Origin of the sequence: Mycobacterium cajalii, from assembly GCF_045809005.2 — a bacterium.
Classification (GTDB): Bacteria; Actinomycetota; Actinomycetes; order Mycobacteriales; family Mycobacteriaceae; genus Mycobacterium.
This window is the reverse complement of sequence record NZ_CM141436.1, coordinates 5,615,434-5,640,519: the sequence shown is the minus strand read 5'-3', so window position 1 is coordinate 5,640,519 and position 25,086 is coordinate 5,615,434. Positions and strand designations below refer to the sequence as shown.

General features: G+C 68.8%; 24 protein-coding genes and 1 pseudogene. 13 read left to right on the top strand and 12 right to left on the bottom strand.

Going from position 1 to position 25,086, the window contains the following annotated elements; genetic code table 11:
• Positions 1–47: 47 nt before the first annotated feature.
• From ACJ512_RS26935 to ACJ512_RS26925, 3 genes are read left to right on the top strand one after another with little or no spacing between them, the layout of a single operon-like run.
• The gene (locus tag ACJ512_RS26935) at positions 48–1,187 is read left to right on the top strand and encodes a hypothetical protein (protein WP_407687757.1); all 1,140 of its coding nucleotides are present in this window, start codon (positions 48–50) and stop codon (positions 1,185–1,187) included.
• Between the two features lie 2 nt (positions 1,188–1,189).
• Positions 1,190–1,972, top strand: a complete 783-nt coding sequence (locus ACJ512_RS26930; RefSeq protein ID WP_407687773.1) for an SDR family oxidoreductase — start codon at positions 1,190–1,192, stop codon at positions 1,970–1,972.
• Positions 1,972–3,117 carry a sulfotransferase family protein gene (locus tag ACJ512_RS26925; RefSeq protein WP_407687756.1) on the top strand — a complete coding sequence of 382 codons (1,146 nt, stop codon included), beginning with the start codon at positions 1,972–1,974 and terminating at the stop codon, positions 3,115–3,117. The genes ACJ512_RS26930 and ACJ512_RS26925 overlap by 1 nt, the downstream gene beginning before the upstream one ends.
• Before the next feature lie 20 nt (positions 3,118–3,137).
• On the opposite strand, the gene ACJ512_RS26920 is transcribed toward ACJ512_RS26925, so the two are convergent.
• Together ACJ512_RS26920 and ACJ512_RS26915 are read right to left on the bottom strand one after the other, a co-directional pair.
• Positions 3,138–3,590 carry a hypothetical protein gene (locus ACJ512_RS26920; protein ID WP_407687755.1) on the bottom strand — a complete coding sequence of 151 codons (453 nt, stop codon included), beginning with the start codon at positions 3,588–3,590 and terminating at the stop codon, positions 3,138–3,140.
• A gap of 7 nt (positions 3,591–3,597) precedes the next feature.
• Entirely contained in the window at positions 3,598–4,773 is a 1,176-nt protein-coding gene (locus ACJ512_RS26915) for a Rieske 2Fe-2S domain-containing protein (RefSeq protein WP_407687754.1), read from the bottom strand.
• Between the two features lie 116 nt (positions 4,774–4,889).
• On the opposite strand from ACJ512_RS26915, the gene ACJ512_RS26910 reads away from it, so the two are divergent.
• A complete protein-coding gene (locus tag ACJ512_RS26910; protein WP_407687753.1) occupies positions 4,890–5,414 on the top strand; it encodes a gamma carbonic anhydrase family protein in 525 nt (174 codons plus the stop codon).
• Here ACJ512_RS26910 and ACJ512_RS26905 read toward each other — a convergent pair.
• Genes ACJ512_RS26905 through ACJ512_RS26890 form a run of 4 tightly spaced genes read right to left on the bottom strand, consistent with a single transcriptional unit; the run spans position 5,411 to position 9,091 of the window.
• A complete protein-coding gene (locus ACJ512_RS26905) occupies positions 5,411–5,836 on the bottom strand; it encodes a nuclear transport factor 2 family protein (protein ID WP_407687752.1) in 426 nt (141 codons plus the stop codon). The genes ACJ512_RS26910 and ACJ512_RS26905 overlap by 4 nt on opposite strands.
• The gene (locus tag ACJ512_RS26900; protein WP_407687751.1) at positions 5,833–7,017 is read right to left on the bottom strand and encodes a thiolase domain-containing protein; all 1,185 of its coding nucleotides are present in this window, start codon (positions 7,015–7,017) and stop codon (positions 5,833–5,835) included. The genes ACJ512_RS26905 and ACJ512_RS26900 overlap by 4 nt, the downstream gene beginning before the upstream one ends.
• A complete protein-coding gene (locus ACJ512_RS26895; RefSeq protein ID WP_407687750.1) occupies positions 7,017–8,081 on the bottom strand; it encodes a thiolase domain-containing protein in 1,065 nt (354 codons plus the stop codon). The genes ACJ512_RS26900 and ACJ512_RS26895 overlap by 1 nt, the downstream gene beginning before the upstream one ends.
• Positions 8,082–8,095: 14 nt before the next feature.
• Positions 8,096–9,091, bottom strand: a complete 996-nt coding sequence (locus tag ACJ512_RS26890) for a Zn-ribbon domain-containing OB-fold protein (protein WP_407687749.1) — start codon at positions 9,089–9,091, stop codon at positions 8,096–8,098.
• A 76-nt stretch (positions 9,092–9,167) separates the two neighbouring features.
• Between ACJ512_RS26890 and ACJ512_RS26885 the strand changes: the two genes are divergently transcribed.
• Genes ACJ512_RS26885 through ACJ512_RS26875 form a run of 3 tightly spaced genes read left to right on the top strand, consistent with a single transcriptional unit; the run spans position 9,168 to position 12,149 of the window.
• Positions 9,168–10,199: an LLM class F420-dependent oxidoreductase gene (locus tag ACJ512_RS26885; RefSeq protein ID WP_407687748.1), complete on the top strand. Its 1,032-nt coding sequence runs from the start codon at positions 9,168–9,170 to the stop codon at positions 10,197–10,199.
• 43 nt (positions 10,200–10,242) lie between these two features.
• A complete protein-coding gene (locus tag ACJ512_RS26880) occupies positions 10,243–10,959 on the top strand; it encodes an acetoacetate decarboxylase family protein (protein ID WP_407687747.1) in 717 nt (238 codons plus the stop codon).
• Positions 10,960–10,961: 2 nt separating this feature from the next.
• The gene (locus tag ACJ512_RS26875) at positions 10,962–12,149 is read left to right on the top strand and encodes a cytochrome P450 (RefSeq protein WP_407687772.1); all 1,188 of its coding nucleotides are present in this window, start codon (positions 10,962–10,964) and stop codon (positions 12,147–12,149) included.
• A 57-nt stretch (positions 12,150–12,206) separates the two neighbouring features.
• Here the strand turns inward: ACJ512_RS26875 and ACJ512_RS26870 are convergent, their stop codons facing one another.
• Both ACJ512_RS26870 and ACJ512_RS26865 read right to left on the bottom strand, forming a co-directional pair.
• The gene (locus ACJ512_RS26870) at positions 12,207–13,046 is read right to left on the bottom strand and encodes a hypothetical protein (RefSeq protein ID WP_407687746.1); all 840 of its coding nucleotides are present in this window, start codon (positions 13,044–13,046) and stop codon (positions 12,207–12,209) included.
• 109 nt (positions 13,047–13,155) lie between these two features.
• Positions 13,156–13,998 (bottom strand): crotonase/enoyl-CoA hydratase family protein, encoded by an 843-nt coding sequence (locus ACJ512_RS26865; RefSeq protein ID WP_407687745.1) that lies wholly within the window; start codon positions 13,996–13,998, stop codon positions 13,156–13,158.
• A 34-nt stretch (positions 13,999–14,032) separates the two neighbouring features.
• On the opposite strand from ACJ512_RS26865, the gene ACJ512_RS26860 reads away from it, so the two are divergent.
• From ACJ512_RS26860 to ACJ512_RS26835, 6 genes and pseudogenes are all read left to right on the top strand, one after another.
• A complete protein-coding gene (locus tag ACJ512_RS26860) occupies positions 14,033–15,685 on the top strand; it encodes an acyl-CoA synthetase (protein ID WP_407687744.1) in 1,653 nt (550 codons plus the stop codon).
• A pseudogene (locus ACJ512_RS26855) lies at positions 15,682–15,972 on the top strand (fructosamine kinase family protein); the annotation flags it as partial. The gene ACJ512_RS26860 and the pseudogene ACJ512_RS26855, both read left to right, overlap by 4 nt.
• 113 nt (positions 15,973–16,085) lie before the next feature.
• Complete coding sequence (locus tag ACJ512_RS26850) at positions 16,086–17,483, top strand: IS1380 family transposase (protein WP_461479895.1); 1,398 nt, start codon at positions 16,086–16,088, stop codon at positions 17,481–17,483.
• On the top strand, positions 17,453–18,136 hold the full coding sequence (locus ACJ512_RS26845) for a fructosamine kinase family protein (RefSeq protein ID WP_461480161.1): 684 nt from the start codon (positions 17,453–17,455) through the stop codon (positions 18,134–18,136). The genes ACJ512_RS26850 and ACJ512_RS26845 overlap by 31 nt, the downstream gene beginning before the upstream one ends.
• Positions 18,137–18,187: 51 nt before the next feature.
• Positions 18,188–19,012, top strand: coding sequence for an amidohydrolase family protein (locus ACJ512_RS26840; protein ID WP_407688106.1), 825 nt, complete (start codon positions 18,188–18,190; stop codon positions 19,010–19,012).
• Positions 19,009–20,556: an acetolactate synthase large subunit gene (locus tag ACJ512_RS26835; protein WP_407688105.1), complete on the top strand. Its 1,548-nt coding sequence runs from the start codon at positions 19,009–19,011 to the stop codon at positions 20,554–20,556. The genes ACJ512_RS26840 and ACJ512_RS26835 overlap by 4 nt, the downstream gene beginning before the upstream one ends.
• On the opposite strand, the gene ACJ512_RS26830 is transcribed toward ACJ512_RS26835, so the two are convergent.
• Genes ACJ512_RS26830 through ACJ512_RS26815 form a run of 4 tightly spaced genes read right to left on the bottom strand, consistent with a single transcriptional unit; the run spans position 20,542 to position 25,081 of the window.
• Entirely contained in the window at positions 20,542–21,246 is a 705-nt protein-coding gene (locus ACJ512_RS26830) for a serine hydrolase (RefSeq protein ID WP_407688104.1), read from the bottom strand. The genes ACJ512_RS26835 and ACJ512_RS26830 overlap by 15 nt on opposite strands.
• Positions 21,247–21,249: 3 nt before the next feature.
• Complete coding sequence (gene fadD17 / locus ACJ512_RS26825; protein WP_407688103.1) at positions 21,250–22,764, bottom strand: long-chain-fatty-acid--CoA ligase FadD17; 1,515 nt, start codon at positions 22,762–22,764, stop codon at positions 21,250–21,252.
• 8 nt (positions 22,765–22,772) lie between these two features.
• Positions 22,773–23,870, bottom strand: a complete 1,098-nt coding sequence (locus ACJ512_RS26820; RefSeq protein ID WP_407688102.1) for an acyl-CoA dehydrogenase family protein — start codon at positions 23,868–23,870, stop codon at positions 22,773–22,775.
• A gap of 32 nt (positions 23,871–23,902) precedes the next feature.
• Positions 23,903–25,081 carry an acyl-CoA dehydrogenase gene (locus ACJ512_RS26815; RefSeq protein WP_407688101.1) on the bottom strand — a complete coding sequence of 393 codons (1,179 nt, stop codon included), beginning with the start codon at positions 25,079–25,081 and terminating at the stop codon, positions 23,903–23,905.
• Between the last annotated feature and the right edge of the window lie 5 nt (positions 25,082–25,086).

The following is a 25,086-nucleotide window of genomic DNA, read 5'->3' as shown; positions in this document are numbered from 1 at the left end:
AACGTTCGCCATTGACGAAAAAGTAGAACACGTTCTAGCGTCTAGGCGTGCTCACCGATTCCTTTTCAGGCCCGCTCATCTCTGCCATCGCCGAAGCCGAGCAACTGGTCGCCGCCGCACCGCACATCGAGACCGAAGCCGATCTGCTCGAAGGACTGCAGTATCTGGCCGGCTGCATCGCCGGTTGCATGCACCTGGCCTTCGACTACGAGCCCGACCACCCGTTCCTGCAATCGGGCACCGGACCGTTCACCAAGATGGGCCTGGACAACCCCGACACCCTCTACTTCGGCACGCGGGTGCACGCCGGTCACGACTACGTCGTGACGGGCAGGCGCGGCACCACGACCGACCTCAGCTTTCAGCTGCTCGGCGGTGAGTACACCGACGACAACGTGCCGGCCAGCCAGGCCGCGTTCGACGACCGAGAGCTCGAGATCGCCGCGGACGGCAGCTTCGAGTGGCGGGTGCGCCCGACCAGTCCCGGCCAGCTGGTGATCCGCGAGGTGTACGCCGACTGGGCGGCGCAACGCGGCACCCTGGCCATCTCCCGATTGGACACCGCGGGCACCGGGCCGCCGCCGCTGACCCGCGAGACCATCGAAAAGCGTTATGCCACAGCCGCCAAGCAACTCGTCAACCGGGTCAAGACCTGGCTGCAGTTCCCGCAGTGGTTCTACCTCGACATCCCGGTGAACACCATGGTCGCGCCCCGGCTGACACCGGGCGGCCTGGCGACCCAGTACTCCTCGGTCGGCCATTTCGACCTGCGGCCCGACCAGGCGTTGGTGATCACCGTCCCGGTGTCGGACGCACCCTACCTCGGCTTCCAGCTGGGCAGCATGTGGTACATCTCGCTGGACTACATCAACCACCAGACCTCGCTGAACAACACTCAGGCCCAAGCGGACCCGGACGGCAAGGTGCGCATCGTCGTCGCCGACCAGAACCCGGGGGTGACCAACTGGGTCGAAACGCTCGGCCACCGGCGGGGCATTCTGCAGTTCCGCTGGCAACGGGTGTCCCACCCGGTCGGCGAGGCCGACGGACCGACCGTCGAGCTGGTCGACTTCGGCGCGGTACCGGACGCGTTGCCGCACTTCGACCACAACAAGATCTCCGAGGACGAGTGGCGTGCCCGGATCACGCTGCGGCAACAACAAATTGCGGCCAGGATGCTGGGGTGAAAATGGCAGAGATGCTCAAGGACAAGGTTGTCGTCATCAGCGGTGTGGGGCCGGGGCTCGGTACCACGTTGGCGCACCGGTGCGCGAACGAGGGTGCCGACCTGGTGCTCGCGGCCCGCACCCTCGACCGCCTGGAGGCCGTCGCCAAGCAGGTCGGCGACACCGGCCACAAGGCGCTGTCGGTCCGCGCGGACATCACCGACGACGACGAGGTGAACAAGCTCGTCGAGACCGCCATGGCGACCTATGGCAAGGTCGACGTGCTGATCAACAACGCGTTCCGGGTGCCGTCGATGAAACCCTTGGCCGGCACCAGTTTTCAGCACATCCGCGACGCGATCGAGCTCAGTGCGCTCGGGGCGCTGCGTCTCATCCAGGCGTTCACGCCCGCGCTGGAGAAGGCGAACGGATCGGTCGTCAACGTCAACTCCATGGTGCTGCGGCACTCGCAGGCCAAGTACGGCGCCTACAAGATGGCCAAGTCCACGCTGCTGGCCATGTCGCACTCGCTGGCCACTGAGCTCGGCGAGAAGGGAATCCGGGTCAACTCCGTTGCGCCCGGCTATATCTGGGGTGACACGCTGCAGGCCTACTTCGAGCACCAGGCCGGCAAGTACGGCACCACGGTGGATCAGATCTACCAGGGGACCGCGGCCAACTCCGACTTGAAGCGGCTGCCCACCGAGGACGAGGTGGCCTCGGCGATCCTGTTCCTTGCCAGCGACCTGTCCAGCGGCATCACCGGGCAGACCCTGGACGTCAACTGCGGGGAGTACCACAACTGATGTCGGACCGGACCGATATCGGCACCGTCGAGGAGCTGCACGCCTCGGCCACCAAACTGGTGGGGCTCGACGACTTCGGCGCCGACGACGACAACTATCGCGAAGCGCTGGGCGTGCTGCTGGACTCCTACCAGCGTGAGGCCGGTCTTACGGTTTTGGGCAGCAAGATGAACCGGTTCTTCCTGCGCGGCGCGCTGGTGGCCAGGCTGCTGTCGGAATCGGCGTGGAAGCAGTATCCCCAGCACGCCGACGTCGTCATCGCAAGGCCGATCTTCGTCACCGGGTTGGTGCGGACCGGCACCACGGCGCTGCACCGGCTGCTGGGGGCCGACCCGGCCCACCAAGGTCTGCACATGTGGCTCGCCGAATTCCCGCAGCCCCGCCCGCCGCGCGACACCTGGGTGTCCAACCCATTCTACCGCCAACTCGACGACCAGTTCACCCGGCACCACCAGGAGAACCCCGGCTACACGGGCCTGCACTTCATGGCCGCCTACGAACTCGAAGAATGCTGGCAGCTGCTGCGGCAGTCGCTGCACTCGGTGTCCTACGAGACCCTCGCTCACCTCCCGAGCTACGCGAAATGGCTTGCGCAGCAAGACTGGACGCCGTCGTATCGGCGGCACCGCAAGAACCTTCAGCTGATCGGACTCAACGACGCCGACAAGCGGTGGGTGCTCAAGAACCCCAGCCACCTGTTCGCGGTGGACGCGCTGATGGCCACCTACCCCGATGCGCTCGTCATTCAGACCCACCGGCCCGTCGAGACGATCATGGCCTCGATGTGTTCACTGGCCCAGCACACCACCGAGGGTTGGTCGACGACGTTCGTCGGCGCCCAGATCGGTGCCGACTCGATGGACACCTGGTCGCGCGGGCTCGAGCTGTTCAACACCGCACGCGCCAAATACGATCCGGCCCAGTTCTACGACGTCGACTACCGGGACCTGATCGCCGATCCCCTCGGCACCGTGGCCGACATCTACCGGCACTTCGGCATCCCGCTGACCGACGAAGCGCGGGTGGCCATGGAGTCCAGCCACGCCGAGAGCCAGTCGGGGGAGCGGGCGCCCAAACACACGTATTCCCTTGCCGACTACGGGCTGACCACGGAGATGGTCAAGGAGCGATTCGCCGGCCTGTAACGGCCCGGGCCGACGCGGGGTCAGTCCTCGTCGGGGGCCGCGTCGAGGTAGCCTTCGGCGACGGCGTGTTCGATGCTGTCGCCGAGCTTGGGGCACGATCGCATGCGTGCCGAATCCCCGCCGGAGCGGCGGATTTCGGCGAAATACGCGCAACGCTGCGACGCCTCGGTGGTCCACTGGACCGCGGTGTGGCCCGGCCCCGGCCGCCTGACGTTCACCGTCACATGGCAGAAGCGGCAGTCCACCGGGCGCAACCCGGAGCTCAGGTAGCGCTCCCGGTCGGCGCGGCTGGCCTCCCGAACTGCGGCGGCCCGCCGCGGATCGTCACTGAAATCCCTTGACTTCGACCATGAGTCGTCGCCACCGCCCGAGCCGGCGGGCTCGTGGGCGTGGTCGTGGGCGTCACCGCGCAGCGACAGCATCGATCGGGCGAGCCGATCGACGTCGGGTAACGCGGGGTGGTCCTCCGGCACGTTCGATTCAGTGCTGCTCGGCGGGCACGTCGCCCGGAACGGCTTCGGCGCCGGCCTCTTTGGCCTTGAGGTTCTCCTGCACCTCGGTGTTCCAGTACTCGTTGGCGCGGGTGGTGTCGACCTCGATCTCGAAGCGCTCCACCATTTCCGGTTTGATGTCGGCGACGTCGACGTAGAACTGTTCGTACCACCGGCGCAACTGGTAGACCGCGCCGTCCTCCTCGACCAGCAGCGGGTTGTCGATCCGGGTCTTGTGCCGCCAGATCTCGACATCCTGCAGGAAGCCCTTGCTGACGCCCTCGGTGAACGTCTTGGACAGCTTGTCGGTCATGGCCTCGTCCATGCCCTTGGGCTTTTCGACGATGACGCCCCACTGCAGCACGAAGGAGTTCTGCGTCACCGGGTAGTGGCAGTTGATCAGGATCGACTCGGCCTTGTAGCCGCCGTAGCTGTTGTGCAGCCAGTTGATCATGAACGACGGCCCGAAGTAGGACGCCTCGGAGTCGAGGTGCGCCTCGCCATAGGAGGTGCCCAGGTCGTTGACGTCCGGCCGGCCCACGTTGTGCAGGTACTGCGAGGCGATGTGGCCCTCGAAGACGTTCTTGAAGTACGTTGGCAGGCCGAAATGGATGTAGAAGAAGTGCGCCATGTCGGTGACGTTGTCGATGATGTCGCGGCAGTTCGATCCCTCGATGAGGATGCTGTTCCACCGCCAGTCCGTCCACTCGCCGCTGGCGGCCTCGGGGATGTCGGGAATCCGGACCGCGGGGTCGGGGGGATTGCCCTCGTGGTCGTGCCAGACGAACAGCAGGCCGCCGCGCACGTCGGTCGTCCAGGCCCGGGTGCGCGCCGTCTTGGGCGTGCGTTTGGCGTATGGCACCAGCTTGCAGCGCCCGTCGCCGCCCCAGCGCCAGTCGTGGAAGGGGCAGGCGACCGCGTCGCCCTTGATCGTGCCCTCCGACAGGTCCCCGCCCATGTGCCGGCAGTAGGCGTCGAGGACCTTCACCTCACCCTGGGAGTCGGCGAAGACCACCAGCTTGGTGCCGAACGCCTGCACGGCGTGCGGCTTCCCGTCCAGGTAGTCCTTTGCGACGCCCAGGCAGTGCCAGCCGCGGGCGTACCTGGTCGGCAGCGCGCCGGAATCGATCTCCCGGATGCCGACCGCATTGGTGTCGGTAGTCACCTGTCACCTCCAACTCGCGGGCCTCTAACTAGAACACGTTACAGTTTTACGTCGGGCATATGCAACGACGGCGGGTCTGACCACCGAAGATTCATCCGGGGCGTATATCTGAGCGGATGCCGCTGTTTTCTTTCGAGGGACGCGCGCCCCGGGTCGATCCCACCGCGTTCGTGGCGCCGACGGCCACCCTGATCGGCGACGTCACGGTAGAGGCGGGGGCGTCGGTGTGGTTCAACGCCGTGCTGCGCGGCGACTTCGGCCCGATCGTCGTGCGGGAGGGCGCCAACGTGCAGGACGGGTCGGTGTTGCACGCGCCGCCTGGCATCCCCGTGGACATCGGTCCGGGAGCGACGGTGGCGCACCTGTGCGTCATCCACGGCGTCCACGTCGGGCCCGAGGCGCTGATCGCCAACCACGTCACCGTCCTCGACGGCGCGGTCATCGGCGCGCGCAGCCTGATCGCGGCCCACTCGCTGGTGACGGCCGGCAACCAGATCCCGGCCGGCATGCTGGCCGTCGGGGCGCCGGCCCAGGTCAAGGGGCCGGTCGCCGGTACGGGTGCCGAGATGTGGGTCAACCTGAACCCGCAGGCCTATCGGGATCTGGCTCAGCGGCACCTGGCCGGGCTGGATCCGATCTAGACCTTGCGCACGCTCGCCGCGGCCCGGTCCATCTCCCAGTAGGCGCGCAAGGCCACCATCTCGCCCTCGTCGTTGGCCTTGTAGGTGAAGACGCCTTCCGCGGTCACCTGTAAGTCGCCGGTGGTGATGAGGATGTGCCCGACGTTGGCCTCCTCGTTCCCGCACTGGTAGGTGTCGCGGAAGACGAACTCGATCCTGGTGGTCGGCGCGATGGCCTTGTCCCAGAACGCCGAGATCGCGTCGCGCCCGCGGTGCCCCCTGCCCTCCGGGTCGAAGGCGGACGGGCCGATGGGGTCCTCGACGACGGCATCCTCGGCGAACACCGCCAGCCACGCGTCCTTGTCGCGGGCCATGACCGCCTCCCGGGACCGGCGGCCAGCCTCGTGCGCGGGATGCGCCATCGTCGCCGGGGTCTCGGTCATGCGTCCACCCGCTCCGGCTTGTCCGCGCCGACCACCCACATCGAGTAGTACTGCGAGCCGCCACCGTAGGCGTGCCCCAACGCCTTTCGGGCGCCGGGCACCTGGTGGTCGCCGCCCTTGCCCATCACCTGGATCGCCGCTTCGGCGAAGCGGATCAGCCCCGAGGCGCCGATCGGGTTCGACGACAGCACCCCGCCGGAGGGATTCACCGGCAGCCGGCCGCCGATCGCGGTCTCGCCCGCCTCGGTGAGTTTCCAGCCCTCGCCCTCGGCGGCGAACCCGAGGTTCTCCAGCCACATCGGCTCGAACCACGAGAACGGCACGTAGATCTCGGCGGCGTCGATCTCGTCGATGGGGCTCTTGATGCCCGCCGCCTTCCACAGCGCGGCGGCCGCGTCGCGGCCCGCCCGGGGGCTCACCTGGTCGCGCCCGGAGAACTGCAGCGGCTCGGTCCGCAGCGCCGTGGCGTGGATCCACGCCACCGGATGTCCCTGCGCCACACGGGCATCGGCGATCTCCTCGTTGCCGATGACGACCGCGGCGGCACCGTCGGAGGACGGGCAGGTCTCGTCGTAGCGGATCGGGTCCCACAGCATGGGGGATTCCATCACCTTTTCCAGCGTGATGTCGGGCTGGTGCAGATGTGCCAGCGGGTTGCGGGCCCCGTTGAGGCGATCCTTGACCGCGACCATGGCGCCGATGTTCAACGGTGCGCCGGAGCGGCGGATGTACGACCGCACGTGCGGGGCGAAGTAGCCACCGGCCCCGGCTCCCACCGGCTTGATGAACGGAATCGGAATCGACAACGCCCACATGGCATTCGACTCCGACTGCTTCTCCCAGGCCATCGCCAGTACGCGCTTGTATTTGCCGGACTGGACCAGGCTGGCCGCGACCACCCCGGTGGATCCACCGACCGAGCCGGCCGTGTGCACGCGGATCATCGGCTTGCCGGTGGCGCCCATGGCGTCGGCCATGAACAGCTCCGGCATCATGACGCCCTCGAAGAAGTCGGGGGCCTTACCGACCACGACCGCGTCGATGTCGTCGAACGTGGCACCGGCATCGGCCAGCGCCCGGTCGATCGCCTCGCGCACCAGCCCGTTCATCGAAACGTCTTGGCGCTTGGCGACGTACTTGGTCTGTCCGGTGCCCAGGACCGCCGCGAGCTTTCCGGCCATCAGTTCTTCCCTTCCATGACCGCGACCAGGTTCTGCTGCAGGGCGGGCCCGCTGGTGGCGTGCGCCAGCACCCGCCCGGCCGAACCGTTCCAGATGTGTTGTGCCGCAAATCCGATGCGCTCCAGGCCGGCGACGAACATCGGGTTGGCGACCAGCGCACCCCCGGACGGATTGATTTTCGTCTGCCCCGGCAGCCGGATCGCCTCGGCGAGGATCAGATGCTGGTGGGTGAAGGGCGCACAGATCTCGGCCACGTCGATGTTGTGGACGACGCCGCTGGTGGCCGCCTTGGCCGCCGCCATGGTCGACGGCGACGCCGTGAGGTCGCGCGCGCCGAGTACCGGGGTCTCGATGCGGTGCTCGATGCCGGTGATCCAGGCCGGGTTCTCGCGCAGCTCGCGCGCCCGGTCGCCGGCCGCCAGCACGATCGCGGCGGCTCCGTCGGTGATCGGTGCGATGTCGTGGCGCCGCAGCGGTTCGGCGAAGAACGGCCGTTCGAGCAGTTCGTCCAGGCTCACCGACGGCTCGACCGAATCCACCCGGGGGGCGGTCGCGAAGGTATCCAAGGCCACGCGCGCCATCTGCAGTTCGTCCCACTTGCCCGAGTCGAGTCCCATCCGGGCCTGCAGTCCGGCGATCGACACCGAATCGAGCCACAGCGGAGCGACGGTGTAGGGGTCGGTCTGGCGCGACAGGATGCGGCGCAGCACCCCGGCCGAGGACTTCCCGAAGCCGTACACCAGCGCGGTGTCGACCTCGCCGGTCAGGATCTTGATGTAGGCCTCATAGAGGGCCCACGCCGCGTCCATCTCCACGTGCGACTCGTTGATCGGCGGCACGGCACCGATCGAGTCGATCGCGGAGATGAACGAGAATGCCCGCCCGGCAAGGTAATCCGAAGAGCCCGAACACCAGAAGCCGATGTCGGCCTTGGTGATGCCGAGGTCCTCGTAGAGCTGGGCGAAGCACGGCATCAGCATCTCGACGCCGTTGGTGGTGCCGTCGGTGCGGCGGACATGCGGGGCATGGGCAAAGCCGACCACCGCAACGTTGCGTTCGCTCATGAAAAGTAAGGCCTTTACAGGTGGTGCTTGTAGGTGTCGTAGTCGGCGTCGGGTTCGCCGGTCGGGCGGAAGTACTCGATGTTGTCGATGCCGTAACCCCACTCCTCGCGCGGCCTCCACACCGCCTCGACCCGCATGCCCATGCGCACCTCGTGCGCGTCGATGTCGGCGACCAGGTGCAGGAACGGGATGTCGGCCCCGTCGAGCAGTACGTAGGCCGCCACGTAGGGCGGCTTGATGCGCTGGCCCTGGAAGGGGATGTTGATGATCGCGAACGTCGTCACCGTGCCCCTGTCGGGCAGTTCGACGAACTCGGTGGTGGGCTGGCCGGTGGCCGGGTCGGCCCCGTGCGGCGGGAAGTAGACCTTCCCGTGTTCGCCCGTGCGTGCGCCGAGCAGCTTGCCCTCGGCGATGGCCCGCAGGTAGGCGCTCTCCTCGTGCGAGGCGGTGTGCTGGATTGTCAGCGAGATTGGCGTGACGATCATCGTGACCGGATCCTGTTCGCCCCCAGGCTGTTCCGTCACGTGTTCGGCCTCACCGCCCAGCGCGAAGCAGGCGATGTCGGTGATGGCGCCCACCGTCTCGTCGGCCCAGTGCACGTGCACCCGGGTGCCGGTGCGGATCGCGCTCGGTTCCCCTGCGTCGACGGCATGCATCAGCGGGGTGTCGGCGCCGTCGAGCTTGATCAGCGCCCAGGCGAAAGGCCGGTCCAGCGGCTGGCCCTCCAGCGGTTCGGGCTGCCACGTCCAGGACACGACGGTGCCCACGGGGGACACCGGTACCATCTCGCCCAGCGGCTCATAGGTGACCGGGTCATATTCCGGCGGCGGTACGTGCACCCGGCCATCGGATCCGCGCACCCCGAGAATGTGGCGTTCACGCAGTGCGGTGAAGAACTTGCTCAGCGTGGGGCCGACCGAACGGGTGTAGTCGAAAGACAACGTCAGTGGCGCGGAGAGCGGTGGTTCAGGGTGATCCATCAAGGTCGGGCTACTCGAACTGGTTGTCACGCCATCGAGTAGAACAGGTTCTAAGAACGGATTCAAATTTTTCTTTTGTCGGGTCTCCCGCGGGAAAGGCAAACACATGAAACTGGGGTTGCAGCTGGGCTATTGGGGCGCTCAGCCGCCGGAAAATCACGCCGAGCTCGTCGCCGCGGCCGAGGGGGCCGGATTCGACGCCGTGTTCACCGCCGAGGCGTGGGGCTCCGACGCCTACACACCGTTGGCGTGGTTGGGCTCGTCGACGCAGCGGGTGCGGCTGGGCACCTCGGTGGTGCAGCTGTCCGCGCGGACCCCGACGGCCTGCGCGATGGCCGCGCTGACGCTCGACCACCTGTCCGGTGGCCGGCACATCCTGGGCCTCGGCGTCTCCGGCCCGCAGGTCGTCGAGGGCTGGTACGGCCAGAAGTTTCCCAAGCCGCTGGCCCGCACCCGCGAGTACATCGACATCCTGCGGCAGGTGTGGGCCCGCGAGAAGCCGGTGACCAGCGCCGGGCCCCACTACCCGTTGCCGTTGACGGGGGAGGGAACGACCGGCCTGGGCAAGGCCCTCAAACCCATCACCCATCCGCGGCGCGCCGACATCCCGATCATGCTCGGCGCCGAGGGCCCCAAGAACGTCGCGCTGGCCGCCGAGATCTGCGACGGGTGGCTGCCGATCTTCTACACCCCGCGGATGGCCGACACCTACAACGAGTGGCTCGACGAGGGGTTCGCCCGGCCCGGCGCGCGCCGCAGCCGCGAGGACTTCGAGATCTGCGCGACCGCCAACATCGTCATCACCGACGACCGCGCCGCCGCCTTCGCGGCGATGAAGCCGTATCTGGCCCTCTACATGGGCGGCATGGGCGCCGAGGACACCAACTTCCACGCCGACGTCTATCGGCGGATGGGGTACGCCGAGGTCGTCGACGAGGTGACCGCGCTGTTCCGTTCCGACCAGAAGGACAAGGCCGCCGAGATCATCCCCGACGAGGTCGTCGACGACTCCGCGATCGTCGGCGACCTGGACTACGTGCGTAAGCAGATCAAGGTTTGGGAGGCCGCCGGAGTCACCATGATGGTAGTGTCCGGACGCAACACCGAGCAGGTCCGCGAGCTCGCCACGCTGATCTAGCCGGCCCTTGCCCAAGGAATAGAACACGTTCTAGATTGGCCCGATGACAGCCTCGCAGCACACCATCGCGGGCACCGTACTCACGATGCCGGTGCGGATCCGTCGGGCGACGCAGCACATGGCGATGTTCTCGGTGGACGCCGACGCGGCCCAGCGCCTGATCGACTACAGCGGCCTGCGGGTGTGCCGCTATCTGCCCGGGCGCGCGATCGTTGTGCTGATGCTGATGCACTACATCGACGGCGACCTGGGCCGGTACCACGAATTCGGCACCAGCGTCATGGTCAACCCGCCGGGGTCGAGCGCGACCGGGCCGCGTGCCCTGCAGGACGCCGGCGCCTTCATCCACCACCTGCCCGTCGACCAGGCGTTCACGCTGGAAGCGGGAACCAAGATCTGGGGTTACCCGAAGGTCATGGCGGACTTCACCGTTCGCGAGGGTCGGACGTTCGGGTTCGACTGCACTGTGGACGGGCAGTTGGTGATCGGCATGGAGTTCCGGCGCGGGCTGCCTTTCCGGCTGACCCCGCGCCACCAGGCGCAGCGCACCTACTCCCACCGCGACGGCGTCACGCGCGAGACCTCCTTCGAGCACACGCTGAGCGGCGTGCACACCCGTCCGGGTGGCGTGCACGTCCGGCTCGGCGATCACCCCTACGCCAAAGAGTTGGCGTCGCTGGGGCTGCCGAAACGCGCGCTGATGTCCACCTCCGTGGACAACGTCCAGATGACCTTCGGCGATGCTGAGGAGATCTCATGACCATGACTCGGCCCGACGTCGACCTGACCGACGGGACCTTTTACGCCGGTGACTCCCGGCCCGTCTACAAGTGGATGCGCGAGAACGAGCCGGTCTTCCGGGACCGCAACGGCCTGGCCGCCGCGTCGACGTACCAGGCCGTGATCGACGCCGAGCGCAACCCCGAGCTGTTCTCGAATGCCGGCGGCATCCGTCCCGACCAGCCGGGGGTCGAGATGATGATCGAGATGGACGACCCGCAACACCTGTTGCGCCGCAAGCTCGTCAACGCCGGCTTCACCCGCAAGCGCGTCAAGGACCAGGAGTCCAAGATCGTCGAGCTGTGCGACACGCTGATCGACGCGGTCTGCGAGCGCGGCGAGTGCGACTTCGTCTGGGATCTGGCCGCGCCGCTGCCGATGGCGGTCATCGGCGACATGCTCGGTGTGCGCCCGGAGGAACGCGAGATGTTCCTCAAGTGGTCCGACGACCTGGTCGGCGCGTTGAGCAGCACCGCCGCCGAAGCCGACGTCCAGGTCACCATGGACGCCTTCGCCGCCTACAGCGAATACATGATGGGCATGATCGGGGCCCGCAAGGAAAACCCGACCGACGACCTGGTCAGCGTCCTGGTGCACGCGGAGGTCGAAGGCGCGCACCTCGAGGACCACCAGATCGTCACCGAGGTGCTGCTGTTGCTGATCGGCGGCGACGAGACGACACGGCACACGCTGTCCGGTGGCACACGCCAGCTGCTGCTGCACCCCGACCAGCACAAGCGTCTGGCGGCCGACCTGAGCATGCTGCCCAACGCGATCGAGGAGATGCTGCGCTGGACCGCGCCGGTGAAGAACATGGCCCGCACCATCACCGCCGACACCGAGTTCCACGGCACCGCGCTGCGCCAGGGCGAGAAGATGATCCTGCTGTTCGAGTCGGCGAACTTCGACGAGAAGGTCTTCGAGAACCCGGAGAGCTTCGACATCGAGCGCTACCCGAACAACCACCTGGCGTTCGGCTTCGGGACGCACTTCTGCCTGGGCAACCAACTCGCCCGGCTCGAGCTGTCGATCATGCAGAGCCGGCTGCTGCAGCGGCTTCCCGACATGCGGCTGGCATCGGATGCGGCGCTGCCGCTGCGCCCGGCGAACTTCGTGTCCGGCCTCGAGAAGATGCCGGTCGTCTTCAGCCCCGCCGCGCCGCTGGGCTGACCCCTCGCGCCGAGAGTGAAACTGTTGCGAAGAAACGGCTGAAAACTCGCCACAGTTTCACGCTCGGCGATCCCACGCCGCTGATACCCGTCCGATTGCCCCACCCGGAGTGTCTTCGGCTGTGATCCGGACGTCGATCCAGCCCAATTCCGCGAGGGCTTCGGCGCGCCGGATGTCGTGGTTGAACCGCCGTCGGTCTATGCGGTGGTGCTCCCCTTCGTAGTCCGCGGCGATCTTCACGTCCTCCCAGCCCATGTCGCAGACCGCGACCAGTTGACCGTATCGGTCGCGCACGGGAATTTGAGTGCGCGGACGGGGAAAGCCGGCCCGCATGAGCAAGAGGCGCAGCCAGGTTTCGCGCGGTGACTCGGCGCCGGCATCGACGAGGTCGAGCGCGCACAGCGCCCGCCGGATGCCTCGGCGCCCCCTGTAACGCTCCGCAAGTAGCTCGACGTCCGCGATCTTCAGGCGGGTCGCCCGGGCGAGGGCATCGATCAGCGCGACCGCCTTGTCTACGGGATGGCGCGACGCCAGGTCGAGGGCGGTGCGCGCCGGCGTCGTCACCGGCAGCCCCTCGAGCGTCGCGACCTCGTCGTCCTCGATGCGATCGGCCCAGGTGCGGATTTGCTTGGGGGCGTGCCGATTCTGGTAGATGAGTTCGGCGGGTGCCTTCCCGTCGATCCACTTGGCGCCGTGCAGCGCCGAGGCCGAGCGGCCCGCGACGATGCCACGCCGCCGCGACCACAACCAGGCGGCCTCGGCGCGCACCACGGCGGTGATCTCGGTATCCCGCGGCACGTAAACGTCGCGGTGGATCGCCGTGAACCTGCTACGCAGCGCGTACGGCGTGACGCGACCCGAGGCGACGGCCTCGCTACCTAGGAATGGCTCCACCATGCGCGCGAGTGTGCCGGGTAGGGCCGACACCTCGCCGAGCGTGAAACTGCCGGGGAAAAAATAAGGAAAGCTCGCAACGGCTTCACGTTCGGCGCCGATAGCGGGCGCGTTACTTGTTCTGGAAGTTGGGCTTGCGCTTCTCGGCGAACGCCCGCGGGCCTTCCTTGGCGTCGTCGGACAGAAACACCTTGATCCCGATCTGGGTGTCGATCTTGAACGCCTCGTTCTCGTGCATGCCCTCGGTCTCGCGGATCGCGCGCAGGATCGCCTGCACGGCCAGAGGGCCGTTGTTCTCGATCATCTCCGCGATCTCGAGCGCCTTGGTCAGCGCCTGCCCGTCCGGCACGACGTAGCCGACCAGCCCCATCTCCTTGGCCTCGGCGGCGGTGATGTGGCGGCCGGTCAGCAGCAGGTCGCACGCGACGGTGTAGGGGATCTGCCGCACCAGGCGCACCGCCGAACCGCCCATCGGGTACAGGCTCCACTTGGCCTCCGAGATGCCGAACTTGGCGCTCTCGGCAGCGACCCGGATGTCGGTGCCCTGCAGGATCTCGGTGCCGCCGGCGATCGCGGGGCCCTCGACCGCCGCGATCAGCGGCTTGGTCAGCCGGCGCCCCTTCAGTAGCGCGTCGATGCGCGACGGGTCGTAGCTGCCGTCCTTGAACGACTCGCCCGGCGGCTTCTTGGTTGCTGCCTTGAGGTCCATGCCGGCGCAGAAGTAGCCGCCGGCGCCGGTCAGGATGCAGCACCGGATGTCCGGGTCGTTGTCGACGCGGTCCCAGGCCTCGACCATGATCTGCATCATCTCGCCGCTCAGCGCGTTGCGGGCATGGGGCCGGTTCAACGTGACGATCAGGGTGTGACCGCGCTGTTCGACCAGCGCGTCCGGGCCGGTCTGTTCGTTTGCTGCAGCCTCCGTCACCGCTACCGCCTTTCGGTCCACCATGGGCATGAGCTTGTCAAGAAATGTAACACGTTCTAATTTGGTGGCCGTGGCCCTGAATATTGCCGATCTTGCCGAGCACGCCATCGACGCTGTGCCTGACCGTGTCGCCCTGATCTGCGGCGACCAGAAGCTGACCTACGCCGACTTGGAGGAGAAGGCCAACCGCCTGGCGCACTACCTGATCGATCAGGGCGTGCGGAAGGACGACAAGGTCGGCCTGTATTGCCGCAACCGCATCGAGATCGTCATCGCGATGCTGGGCATCGTCAAGGCCGGCGCGATCCTGGTCAACGTCAACTTCCGCTACGTCGAGGGCGAGCTGCGCTACCTGTTCGACAACTCCGACATGGTCGCGCTCGTCCACGAACGCCAGTACTCCGACCGGGTGGCCAACGTGCTGCCCGACACCCCCAACGTCAAGACCGTCCTCGTCATCGAGGACGGCAGCAATAACGATTACCAGCGCTACGGCGGCGTCGAGTTCTACTCGGCGATCGCGCAGGGTTCACCCGAGCGCGACTTCGCCGAGCTGGTGGGCGAGCGCAGTGCCGACGACATCTACCTCCTGTACACCGGCGGCACCACCGGCTTCCCCAAAGGCGTGATGTGGCGCCACGAGGACATCTACCGGGTGCTGCTCGGCGGAACCGACTTCGCCACGGGCGAATTCGTCAAGGACGAGTACGACCTGGCCAAGAGCGCCACCGCCAATCCGCCGATGATCCGCTACCCGATCCCGCCGATGATCCACGGCGCCACGCAGTCGGCCACCTGGATGTCGATCTTCTCTGGCCAGACCACCGTGCTGGCACCGGAATTCAACGCCGACGAGGTGTGGCGCACGATCCACGAGCACAAGGTGAACCTGCTGTTCTTCACCGGCGACGCCATGGCGCGGCCGCTGCTGGACGCGCTGAACAAGGACCACGACTACGACCTGTCGTCGCTGTTCCTGCTGGCCAGCACCGCGGCGCTGTTCTCGCCGAGCATCAAGGAGCGCCTGTTGGAGCTGCTGCCCAACCGGGTCATCACCGACTCGATCGGCTCGTCGGAGACCGGCTTCGGCGGCACCAGCATCGTCGCCAAGGACGCGCCGCACGCCGGGGGGCCGCGGGTGACGATCGACCACCGCACCGTCGTCCTGGACGAGGAAGGCAACGAGGTCGCGCCCGGATCGGGGGTGCGCGGCCTGATCGCCAAGAAGGGCAACATCCCGGTCGGCTACTACAAGGACGAGAAGAAGACCGCCGAGACCTTCAAGACGTTCAACGGCGTGCGCTACGCCATCCCCGGGGACTACGCGCTGGTCGAGGAGGACGGCAGCGTCACGATGCTGGGCCGCGGGTCGGTGTCGATCAACAGCGGCGGCGAGAAGATCTACCCCGAGGAGGTCGAGGGCGCGCTCAAAGGCCACCCCGACGTCTTCGACGCCCTGGTGATCGGGGTGCCGGACCCGCGGTACGGCCAGCACGTGGCCGCCGTCGTGCAGCCCCGGCCGGGCGCCCGGCCGTCGCTGGCCGAGCTGGACCGGTTCGTGCGCTCCGAGATCGCCGGATACAAGGTGCCGCGCAGCCTGTGGCTGGTCGACGAGGTGAAGCGTTCGCCGGCGGGCAAGCCCGACTATCGCTGGGCCAAGGAACAGACCGAGGCGCGGCCCGCCGACGAGGTACACGCCGCCCACGCCACCGCTTGAGCGACTTCGCCAAACGCAACCCGGATGCCCCCGCTGGCTTCTTCGCGTGGGAAGCCGCCGGTCTGCGCTGGCTTTCCGAGGTCGACGGCGGCGTGCCGTGCGCGCGGGTGGTCGCCGTCGACGAGTCGAGCCTGACCCTGCGGCGGCTCGAGTCGGTGCCGCCCGGCCGCGAGGCGGCGCACGCGTTCGGCGCGCGGCTGGCCCGCACCCACGACGCCGGCGCCGCCGCGTTCGGCGCTGGACCCGACGGATGGGACGGGCCCGGGTTCTTCGGGCCCTTAGCCCGGATTTTTCGCGGAATGCCGAAGTAGCTGGGTGTTGATGCGCGAAAGTGCCTGTCCTGCAACGCATAATGGGAATTCTCTAGGTTTCCATATGGCGAGCGGAAGGCACTTCGCAAGTGAAGAGTATCGCGGTGACGCGGCGGGTGAAAGTATCGGCGGACGGTCGCGGGGTGGTGTCGCACGCCGGGATGGGGCTGTTGCGGGAACTGGCCGATCTGACCGGGTTATCAGCGCAGGTCACGGCGGTGTTGGCCGATACTTACAAGGGGCCGTGGACTTATGCCCCGGGTGCGGTGTTCGCCGATCTTGCCGCGGCGGTGGCTGACGGGGCGGACTGCATCGACGGGGTCGGCCAGTTGTGTGGGGATCGCGAGCATGTGTTCGGGGCCAAGGCCTCGACAACGACGATGTGGCGGCTGATCGATTATCGCATCGATGCCGCGCACCTGCCGAAGGTTCGCACCGCGCGGGCATCGGCGCGGGCGGCGGCCTGGGCGGCCGGGGCCGCGCCCCCGGCGGGTGTGCCGCTGTACATCGACATCGACGCCACGCTGGTCATCGACCATTCCGACAACAAGGCGCAGGCGGCGCCGACGTGGAAGAAGTCGTTCGGCCATCACCCGCTGCTGGCGTTTCTGGACCGCCCGGAGATCGCCGGCGGTGAGGCCCTGGCCGGGCTGCTGCGCAAAGGCAACGCCGGATCCAATACCGCCGCCGATCACGTCACGGTCCTTCAGCAGGCTTTGGATTCGCTGCCGGCAGATTGGCGTCCCGGCCCGCAGAACCCGGCTGCGCCGGCGGTGGTGGTGCGCTCAGATTCCGCCGGAGCCACCCACAAGTTTGCCCAGGCCTGCCGCGATCACGGGGTCGGGTTCTCCTTCGGGTTTCCCGTCGATGCCCGGGTCCAGGACGCCGTGGACACCCTCAACCTCGGCGATGGCTGGTATCCGGGGATCGACTCCGATGGGCAGATCCGGGACGGGGCGTGGGTGGCCGAGGCCACCGGCCTGGTCAACCTGTCGGCCTGGCCTGCCGGGACCCGGCTGGTGCTGCGCAAAGAACGCCCACACCCCGGGGCGCAGCTGCGCTTCACCGACATCGACGGCATGCGGGTGACCGCCTTCATCACCGACACCCCACCGGGGATGGTTCCCGGGCAGCTGGCCGGTCTGGAACTGCGCCACCGCCAGCACGCCCGCGTCGAGGACCGCATCCGCGAAGCCAAAGCCGCCGGCCTGGCCAACCTGCCCTGTCATGATTTCCAGTCCAACGCCGCCTGGCTCGAAATCGTCCTGGCCGCCGCCGATCTGGTCGCCTGGGCCCAACTGATCGGATTCACCGACGCCCCGCAGCTGGCCCGCTGCGAGATCACCGCCTTCCGCTACCGGGTCCTGCACGTCGCGGCCCGCATCACCCGCGGCGCCCGCCAACTACGGCTGCGCATCGACGCCACCTGGCGCTGGGCCGGTGCCATCGCAACCGCCTGGCAGCGCATCCGCGCCGCCTTCCCCTGACCACCGCAAACCCGCCCCGACGACCCGAAAGACCCACCGGCCATAGGAAAGCCCGCCCACCCCGGCGACACGGGACGGCCAAACACACCCCAAGCCCAAAATCGCTATCGCTCAGCGATCTTCATGGCTCAGCACCCCCGAACCCCACCCGCACGAAAAATCGAGGCTTATCGCATCCGTTGCCGATGTCGCTGCGGCGCCACCAACGCTGGGGGCAGTTCTACGCCGACGAGCGGCTGACGCCGATGGCCGAGCGCGCGGCTTCGCGGCTCGAGGACTCGACCCGGGCCACGATCGACTCCGTCATCGCGCGTTGTCGGGCCGGTGACTTCGACGACGACGACCCCCCGGCGCGCCTGCACGGCGACCTGTGGAGCGGCAACGTGATGTGGACGCCCGACGGGGTGGTGCTGATCGACCCGGCCGCGCACGCCGGGCACCGGGAAACCGACCTGGCGATGCTCGCGCTGTTCGGGTGCCCGCACCACGACGCCGTCCTCGCCGGCTATCAGGACGTGCGTGGGCTGCGGCCCGGCTGGCGCGGCCGCGTGGGGCTGCACCAGCTCTACCCGCTGCTGGCCCATGTCGTGCTGTTCGGCGGCGGATACGCGCGGCAGACGGATGCCGCCGCCTGGGCCGCGCTGGCTGCGTAGACGCCCGCGCGGCTGCGCCGCGCGCATCGTCACCGGGCTAGAGTCGACCGAATGACGATCGACGTGTGGATGCAGCATCCGACCCTGCGCTTCCTGCGCAGCGACATGTTGGCCTCGCTGCGGCGCTGGACCGGTGGGGCGATGCCGGACGCCGAAGTCCCGATCGATGCGACTGTGGCGTCGCTGGACGAAGCCGGAGTCGAGCTGGGCCTGCTCAGCGCGTGGCGCGGCCCGGGCGGCCAGGACCTGGTCTCCAACGACGAGGTCGCCGAATGGGTTGGCCTGCACCCGAAGCGTTTTGCCGGCGTGGCCACCGCCGACCTGGACCGTCCGATGGACGCGGTGCGGGAATTGCGGCGGCGCGTCGGCGAAGGCTTCGTCGGCCTGCGCGTGGTGCCCTGGTTGTGGGACGCGCCCCCGACCGACCGGCGCTACTACCCGCTGTTCGCCGCCTGCGTGGACCTCGGTGTCCCGTTCTGCACCCAGGTCGGGCACACCGGCCCGCTGCGGCCGTCGGAGACCGGACGTCCGATTCCCTACATCGACCAGGTCGCGCTCGACTTCCCGGAGCTGGTGATCGTCTGCGGACACGTCGGCTATCCGTGGACCGAGGAGATGGTCGCCGTCGCCCGCAAGCACGAGAACGTCTACATCGACACCTCGGCCTACACCATCAGACGGTTGCCCGACGAGCTGATCAGGTTCATGAAAACCGGTACCGGACAACGTAAGGTCCTGTTCGGCACCAACTACCCGATGATCACCGCCGCGCACGCGCTGGCCGGGCTCGACGACCTCGGGCTCACCGACGAGGCGCGCCACGACTTTCTGCACGGCAACGCCGAGCGCGTATTCAGACTGGAGGCAAACAGGTGAACGGTGCGCAAGCCCTGATCAACACCCTGGTCGACGGGGGCGTCGACGTCTGCTTCGCCAACCCGGGCACCTCGGAGATGCACTTCGTGGCCGCACTGGACACCGTTCCCCGAATGCGCGGCGTGCTAGCACTTTTCGAGGGTGTCGCCACCGGTGCGGCCGACGGCTACGCCCGCATCGCCGACCGGCCCGCGGCGGTGCTGCTGCATCTGGGACCCGGACTGGGCAACGGACTGGCCAACCTGCACAACGCGCGCCGGGCCCACGTGCCTATGGTGGTGGTGGTCGGCGACCACGCGACCTATCACAAGAAGTACGACGCGCCACTGGAATCCGACATCGACGCGGTCGCGGGCACCGTCTCGGGCTGGGTGCGCCGCACGGGTGACGTCGCCGGCGTCGGCGCCGATGCCGCCGCGGCGATCGCGGCCAGCCGGTCGGGCGCCCAGATCTCGACCCTGATCCTGCCCGCCGACGTGTCGTGGTCCGACGGCGCGCAACCCGTCGCGCCGGAGCCCGCGCGCGCTCCGGCCACCCCGGCGTTGCCGTCCGAGGTGCTCGACGTGCTGCGCTGCGGGGAGCCGGCGGTGCTGATGATCGGGGGAGACGCCACCCGCGCAAGGGGTTTGGCCGCGGCCGCGCGGATCGCCCAGGCGACCGGCGCCCGGCTGCTGTGCGAGACGTTCCCGACGCGGCTGGAACGCGGCGCGGGCGTGCCCGCCGTCGACCGGCTGGCCTACTTCGCCGAGGCCGCCACGGCCCAGCTCGACGGCGCCAAGCACCTCGTGCTCGCCGGTGCCAAGTCGCCGGTGTCGTTCTTCGCCTACCCGGACATGCCCAGCGACCTGGTGCCGGCCGGCTGCCGGGTGCACACGCTCGCCGGGCACATCGGCGCGGCCGACGCGCTGGAGGCGCTGGCCGAGGAGGTGGCGCCGGGGACGGTCGCGCCGGTCGCGGCGGCGTCGCGTCCGGAGTTGCCGACGGGCGCGCTGACGTCGGCGTCGGCGGCCGGCGTGATCGGGGCGCTGCTGCCCGAGCGGGCGATCGTCGTCGACGAGTCGAACACGTCGGGCCTGCTGCTCGCCCAGACCACCGCCGGGGCGCCCGCCCACGACTGGCTGACCCTGACCGGCGGGGCGATCGGCTACGGCATCCCGGCCGCGGTGGGCGCCGCGGTCGCCGCGCCGGACCGCCCGGTGCTGTGCCTGGAGTCCGACGGCTCGGCGATGTACACGATCGCGGGCCTGTGGACCCAGGCGCGGGAGCACCTGGACGTGACGACCGTGCTCTACGACAACAGCGCCTACGACATCCTGCGGGTGGAGCTGCAACGCGTCGGCGTGGGGAGCGCACCCGGGCCCAAGGCCCTGGATCTGCTCGACTTGTCGCGCCCGGCAATCGATTTCGTGAAGATCTCCGAGGGTATGGGAGTGCCGGCCCGCCGCGTCACCACCTGCGAAGAACTCGCCGACGCCCTGCGTGCGGCATTCGCCGAGCCCGGGCCGCATCTGATCGACGCGGTGGTGCCGTCACTGTTCGGTTAGCGCGTGGTCGACGAGCCAGTCCGTCGTCGCGTCGAGCGCTTCGACCGCGGCCTCGAAGTCGCGGGCTTCGGCCGCCAACGCCACCCCCAGCGGCCCCGTCTCCGTCGGGACGATCCCGAACTGCCGGGCCAGGTAGTTCTCCTCCCCGACGCCCGGCCCCCAACCCCCCTTGGCCGCAAAGCCTTTCGCGGCCAGGCCCCACCGCTGGTGGGCGGCGATGCGGTGCATCAGGTCGATGACCGGGCCCGCCTCGCCCAGTTGCGACAGCCGCGCTGCGAACCGCGCCTGCCGGCCCAGCGGCCACCGCGTCTGGCCGAACGCGGTGTAGCCGTGCCGAAGTCTTCGTGACTCGACCACCGTGGCCGTATCACCGGCCGCGGCGATGACGGCCCGCACCTGCCGGGCGGCGTCCGCCGGCTCGCCCAGCCGGGACCACAACTGCTCGGCCGCGGGGTTGTCGGATTCGGTGATCGCCTTGACGACCAGGTCGTAGGCGCCCGACGGATCTCTGCGCAGGGCCGCGACCGCCAGCGGCACCTTGATCGTCGACCACGCGACGCCGGCCGACCAACGGCCCAGCGACAGGGTACGGCCCGGCCGGGCGATCGCGACGCCGACTTCGGCCGACACGGTCGCGGCAAGCCGTTCGAAGCTCGTCTCGAGCTCATGTTCGGGAGATCGGGAAGTCATGGGCTACCGGCTAATCCGCCACACCGGGTCGCCGCAGTCGACCCCCTCGGCCGTCAACTGACGCTTGAGCACCTTGAACGTCACCGTCCGCGGGAGCTCGGTGCTGACCCGGACATACGACGGCCATTGCTTGGGCCCCAGATCGGGCTGCTCGGCGAGGAATGCGCGGAACTTCTCGGGGTCGAACGCCGCCCCCGGCCTCATCACCAGGGCGGCCATCACCTGGTCGCCGACTATCGCGTCGGGCACCCCGTAGACCGCCACCTCGGCAGCGCCCGGGTAGCGCAGCAGCACCCGCTCGATGGGGGCCGCGCCCAGGTTCTCACCGTCGACCCGCATCCAATCACCCAGCCTCCCGGCGAAATAGGCGTATCCGGCGTCGTCGCGGTAGGCGAGGTCGCCGCTGTGGTAGACCCCGCCGGCCATCCGCGCGGCCTCGGCGTCGTCGTCGTTGTAGTAGCCCTCGAAACGGCCCGGCCCGGCGGTGTTCACCAGTTCGCCGACCACCCCCACCGGGCACGGCTCGCCGGTGTCGGGGTCGACGATCTGAAGCCCTTCGGTGAGCGGGCCCAGCGCGCCGGCGGGCGTGTCGGGGGTGCGGGCGATGGCCACCCCGCCTTCGGTGGAACCGAACCCGTCCTGCACGGCACAGCCGAACCTGCGCGCGAAGCGCTCGATGTCGGCGGGCACGCCCTCGTTGCCGTAGACCGCGCGCAGCGGGTTGTCCGCATCGTCGGGGCGTTCGGGGGTGGCGAGCACATACGACAGCGGCTTGCCCACGTAATTGGCGTAGGTCGCGCCGTAGCGGCGCACGTCGGGCAGGAAGTTCGACGCGGAGAACTTGCGCCGCAACGCCATCGAGCCCCGGCACGCCGCCGCCACCGACCACCCCACCAGCAGCGCGTTGGAGTGGAACAGCGGCATCGAGACATAGCAGACGTCGTCGCGGCCGAGAGCGAAGCGCTGCGTCATGGTCACGCCGGCGACGGCGACCTTGCCGTGGCTGCACTTGACCGCCTTCGGCTCGCCGCTGGTGCCGGAGGTGAAGATCAGCATGAACAGGTCCGTGGCCGAGGCGGAGCGGAAGCCCGGCTCGGCGTCCGCGTGGGCGGCGACCTCGTCGGCCCACTCGGCCGAATCGACGTCGACGTGCTCGATATCTTCCAGTGCCGCGGCCGAATTCGCGTCGGCCAGCACCAGTTGGCAGTCCGCCCGGTCGATGTCGCGGGCCAGCGCCTCGCCGCGGCGCACCGGATTGAGCCCCACCGGCACGATCCCCGACATCCCGGCGGCGGCCAGCATGGCTGAGAAGAACGGGGTGTTCTCCAGCAGCACGCCGACATGCGGGGGGCGGGCCGGGTCGAGGCGCTCCCGCAGCGCCGCGGCGATCGCTGCGCCGTGCCGCAGGTGATCGCGCCAGCTGGTGAAGGAGTCCTCGAAGTAGACGCCGCGATCGTCGATGTCGGCCAGCGGGACAAGCAGGTCGGTGACGGTCAGGTCGGTCGGAACCTGGAGCACCGTCGCACCTAGGCCGGGGTTTCCGCCAGTTCGCGGCCGATGCGGCGCAGCTGGCCGGTGGCCCCGCCCAGGGCGAACTCGGTCTCCTTGGCGGCCAGGAAGTAGCGGTGCACCGGGTGGTCGGTGTCGACGCCCACCCCGCCGTGCACGTGCACGATCGTGTGCGCCACGCGGTGGCCGGCGTCGGCGGCCCAGAACGCCGCGCTGGCGACGTCGATGTCGGCGGGAAGGTCCTCCGACACCCGCCAGGCCGCCTGCGTGAGCGTCAGCCGCAGCCCCTTGACGTCGATGTAGCCGTCGGCCAGGCGTTGCGCCACCGCCTGAAAGCTGCCGATCGGGCGGTCGAACTGCTCGCGGGTGCGCGCGTACTCGGCGGTCATCTGCAGGCCCCGCTCCAGCACGCCCAGCTGGAAGGCGCTGGCGCCCAGAGCCGCCAGCGTCTCGAGCCAGGTCACCGCTTCCGGTCCGCCGACCATCCGGGTGCCGTCGATCTGGCTTCCATCGAGCGCCAGGTGCCCGACGCAGCCGCGGCCGGTGGTCTGGATTGCGGTCACCGAAACGCCCGGGTCGTCGGCGGCGACCAGGAAAACCGCCGTGCCGGAATCGGTTTCGGCCGGTACGAGGAACGCGTCGGCCACCGGGCCGAAGCCGACCTGGGTGCGGGTACCGGTGAGGCGGTAGCCGTCGCCGGCGCGGGCCGCCCGGACCGGCCCCTCGCCCATCTCGCCGTGCAGGGCGACGGTGAGGACCTTCTCGCCGTTGACCGCCGCGACGCCCCACTCCTGCTGCAGTTCCTCGGTCCCGAAGCGCGCCAGCGCACCCGAGGCCAGCACGATCGAGTCGAGATAGGGAACGGCGGCCAGTTGATGGCCGAGCGCGACGAGCACCGCGACCTGCTCGAGCACGCCGAAGCCGTCACCGCCCAGCTGCGTCGGCGCCGCGCTGGTCAGGATGTCGGCGTCGACGAGCTTGCCCCACAGCTCGCGGTCGAACCGTTGGTCCAGCCCGTCGAGCTCACGGTGATGCTGCGGCGTGCACACCGAGTCCACGATCGTGTCGACCAAGCCCCCGAGGTCGTTCGCCGCTTCGGTTGTCGTGAAATCCATGGATTTTCGTCCTTCTCGATGCTCAGCGGTGCTCAGCGGCTTCGGGGCAGGCCGAGGGCGACCATGCCGATGATGTCGCGCTGCACCTCGTTCGTGCCGCCGCCGAAGGTCAGGATCAGGCAGGCCCGGTGCATCCGCTCGACCCGGCCGCGCAACAGCGCGCCGGGGGAGTCCTGGCGCAGCGTCGCCGCGGTGCCCAGTACCTCCATGAGCAGCCGGTAGGCCTCGGTGGCCAGTTCGGTGCCGAACACCTTGGCCGCCGACGCGTCGGCCGGATTGAGCGAGTCGCCGGCCGCCGACGCCAGCTCCCAGTTGATCAGCTTGAGCACCTCGGCCTTGGCGTGCACCCGGGCCAGGTTCAGCTGCACCCACTCGGAGTCGATGAGGCGGCCACCGCCGGCGCCCTTGGTGTTCTGCGCCCACTCGCGAACCTCGCGCAGGGCCAGGAAGATCGGTTGCGGCGACACCAGGGCGACCCGCTCGTGGTTGAGCTGGTTGGTCACCAGCTTCCAGCCGCCGTTCTCCTCACCGATCAGGTTCGTGACCGGCACGCGCACGTCGGAGTAATAGGTGGCGCTGGTGTCCACGCCGGCCATGGTGTGCACGGGCGTCCAGGAAAAGCCTTCCGCGGTCGTCGGCACCACCAGCATCGAGATGCCGCGGTGCTTCTTGGCCTCGGGATTGGTGCGCACGGCCAGCCAGACCCAGTCGGCGTAGGCGATCAGGCTGGTCCACATCTTCTGGCCGTTGATCACGTAGTCGTCGCCGTCGCGCACGGCGCTGGTGCGCAGGTTGGCCAAGTCGGTGCCGGCTCCGGGCTCGGAGTAGCCGATCGAGAAGTGCAGCTCCCCGGCGGCGATCTTGGGCAGGAAGAACTTCTTCTGCTCGTCGGTGCCGAACGCCATGATGGTCGGCGCCACGCTGTTGATCGTCAGGAACGGCACCGGCACGCCGGCGATCGCGGCCTCGTCGGTGAAGATCAGCGAGTCCATCGGCGAGCGGTCCTGGCCGCCGTACTCCTTGGGCCAGTTCAGGGTGAGCCACCCGTCCTTGCCCATCTGCGCAACGGTGTCGCGATACGCGGTTCCCGTCCCGACCTCGCCCTGCGTGGAGGTCAGCGCCTCGCGGCGCTCCGGCGTCATGAGCGCGGTGAAATATGACCGCAGCTCGCGACGCAGCTCCTCCTGTTCGGGGGTGTAACTGATGCGCATTCCAG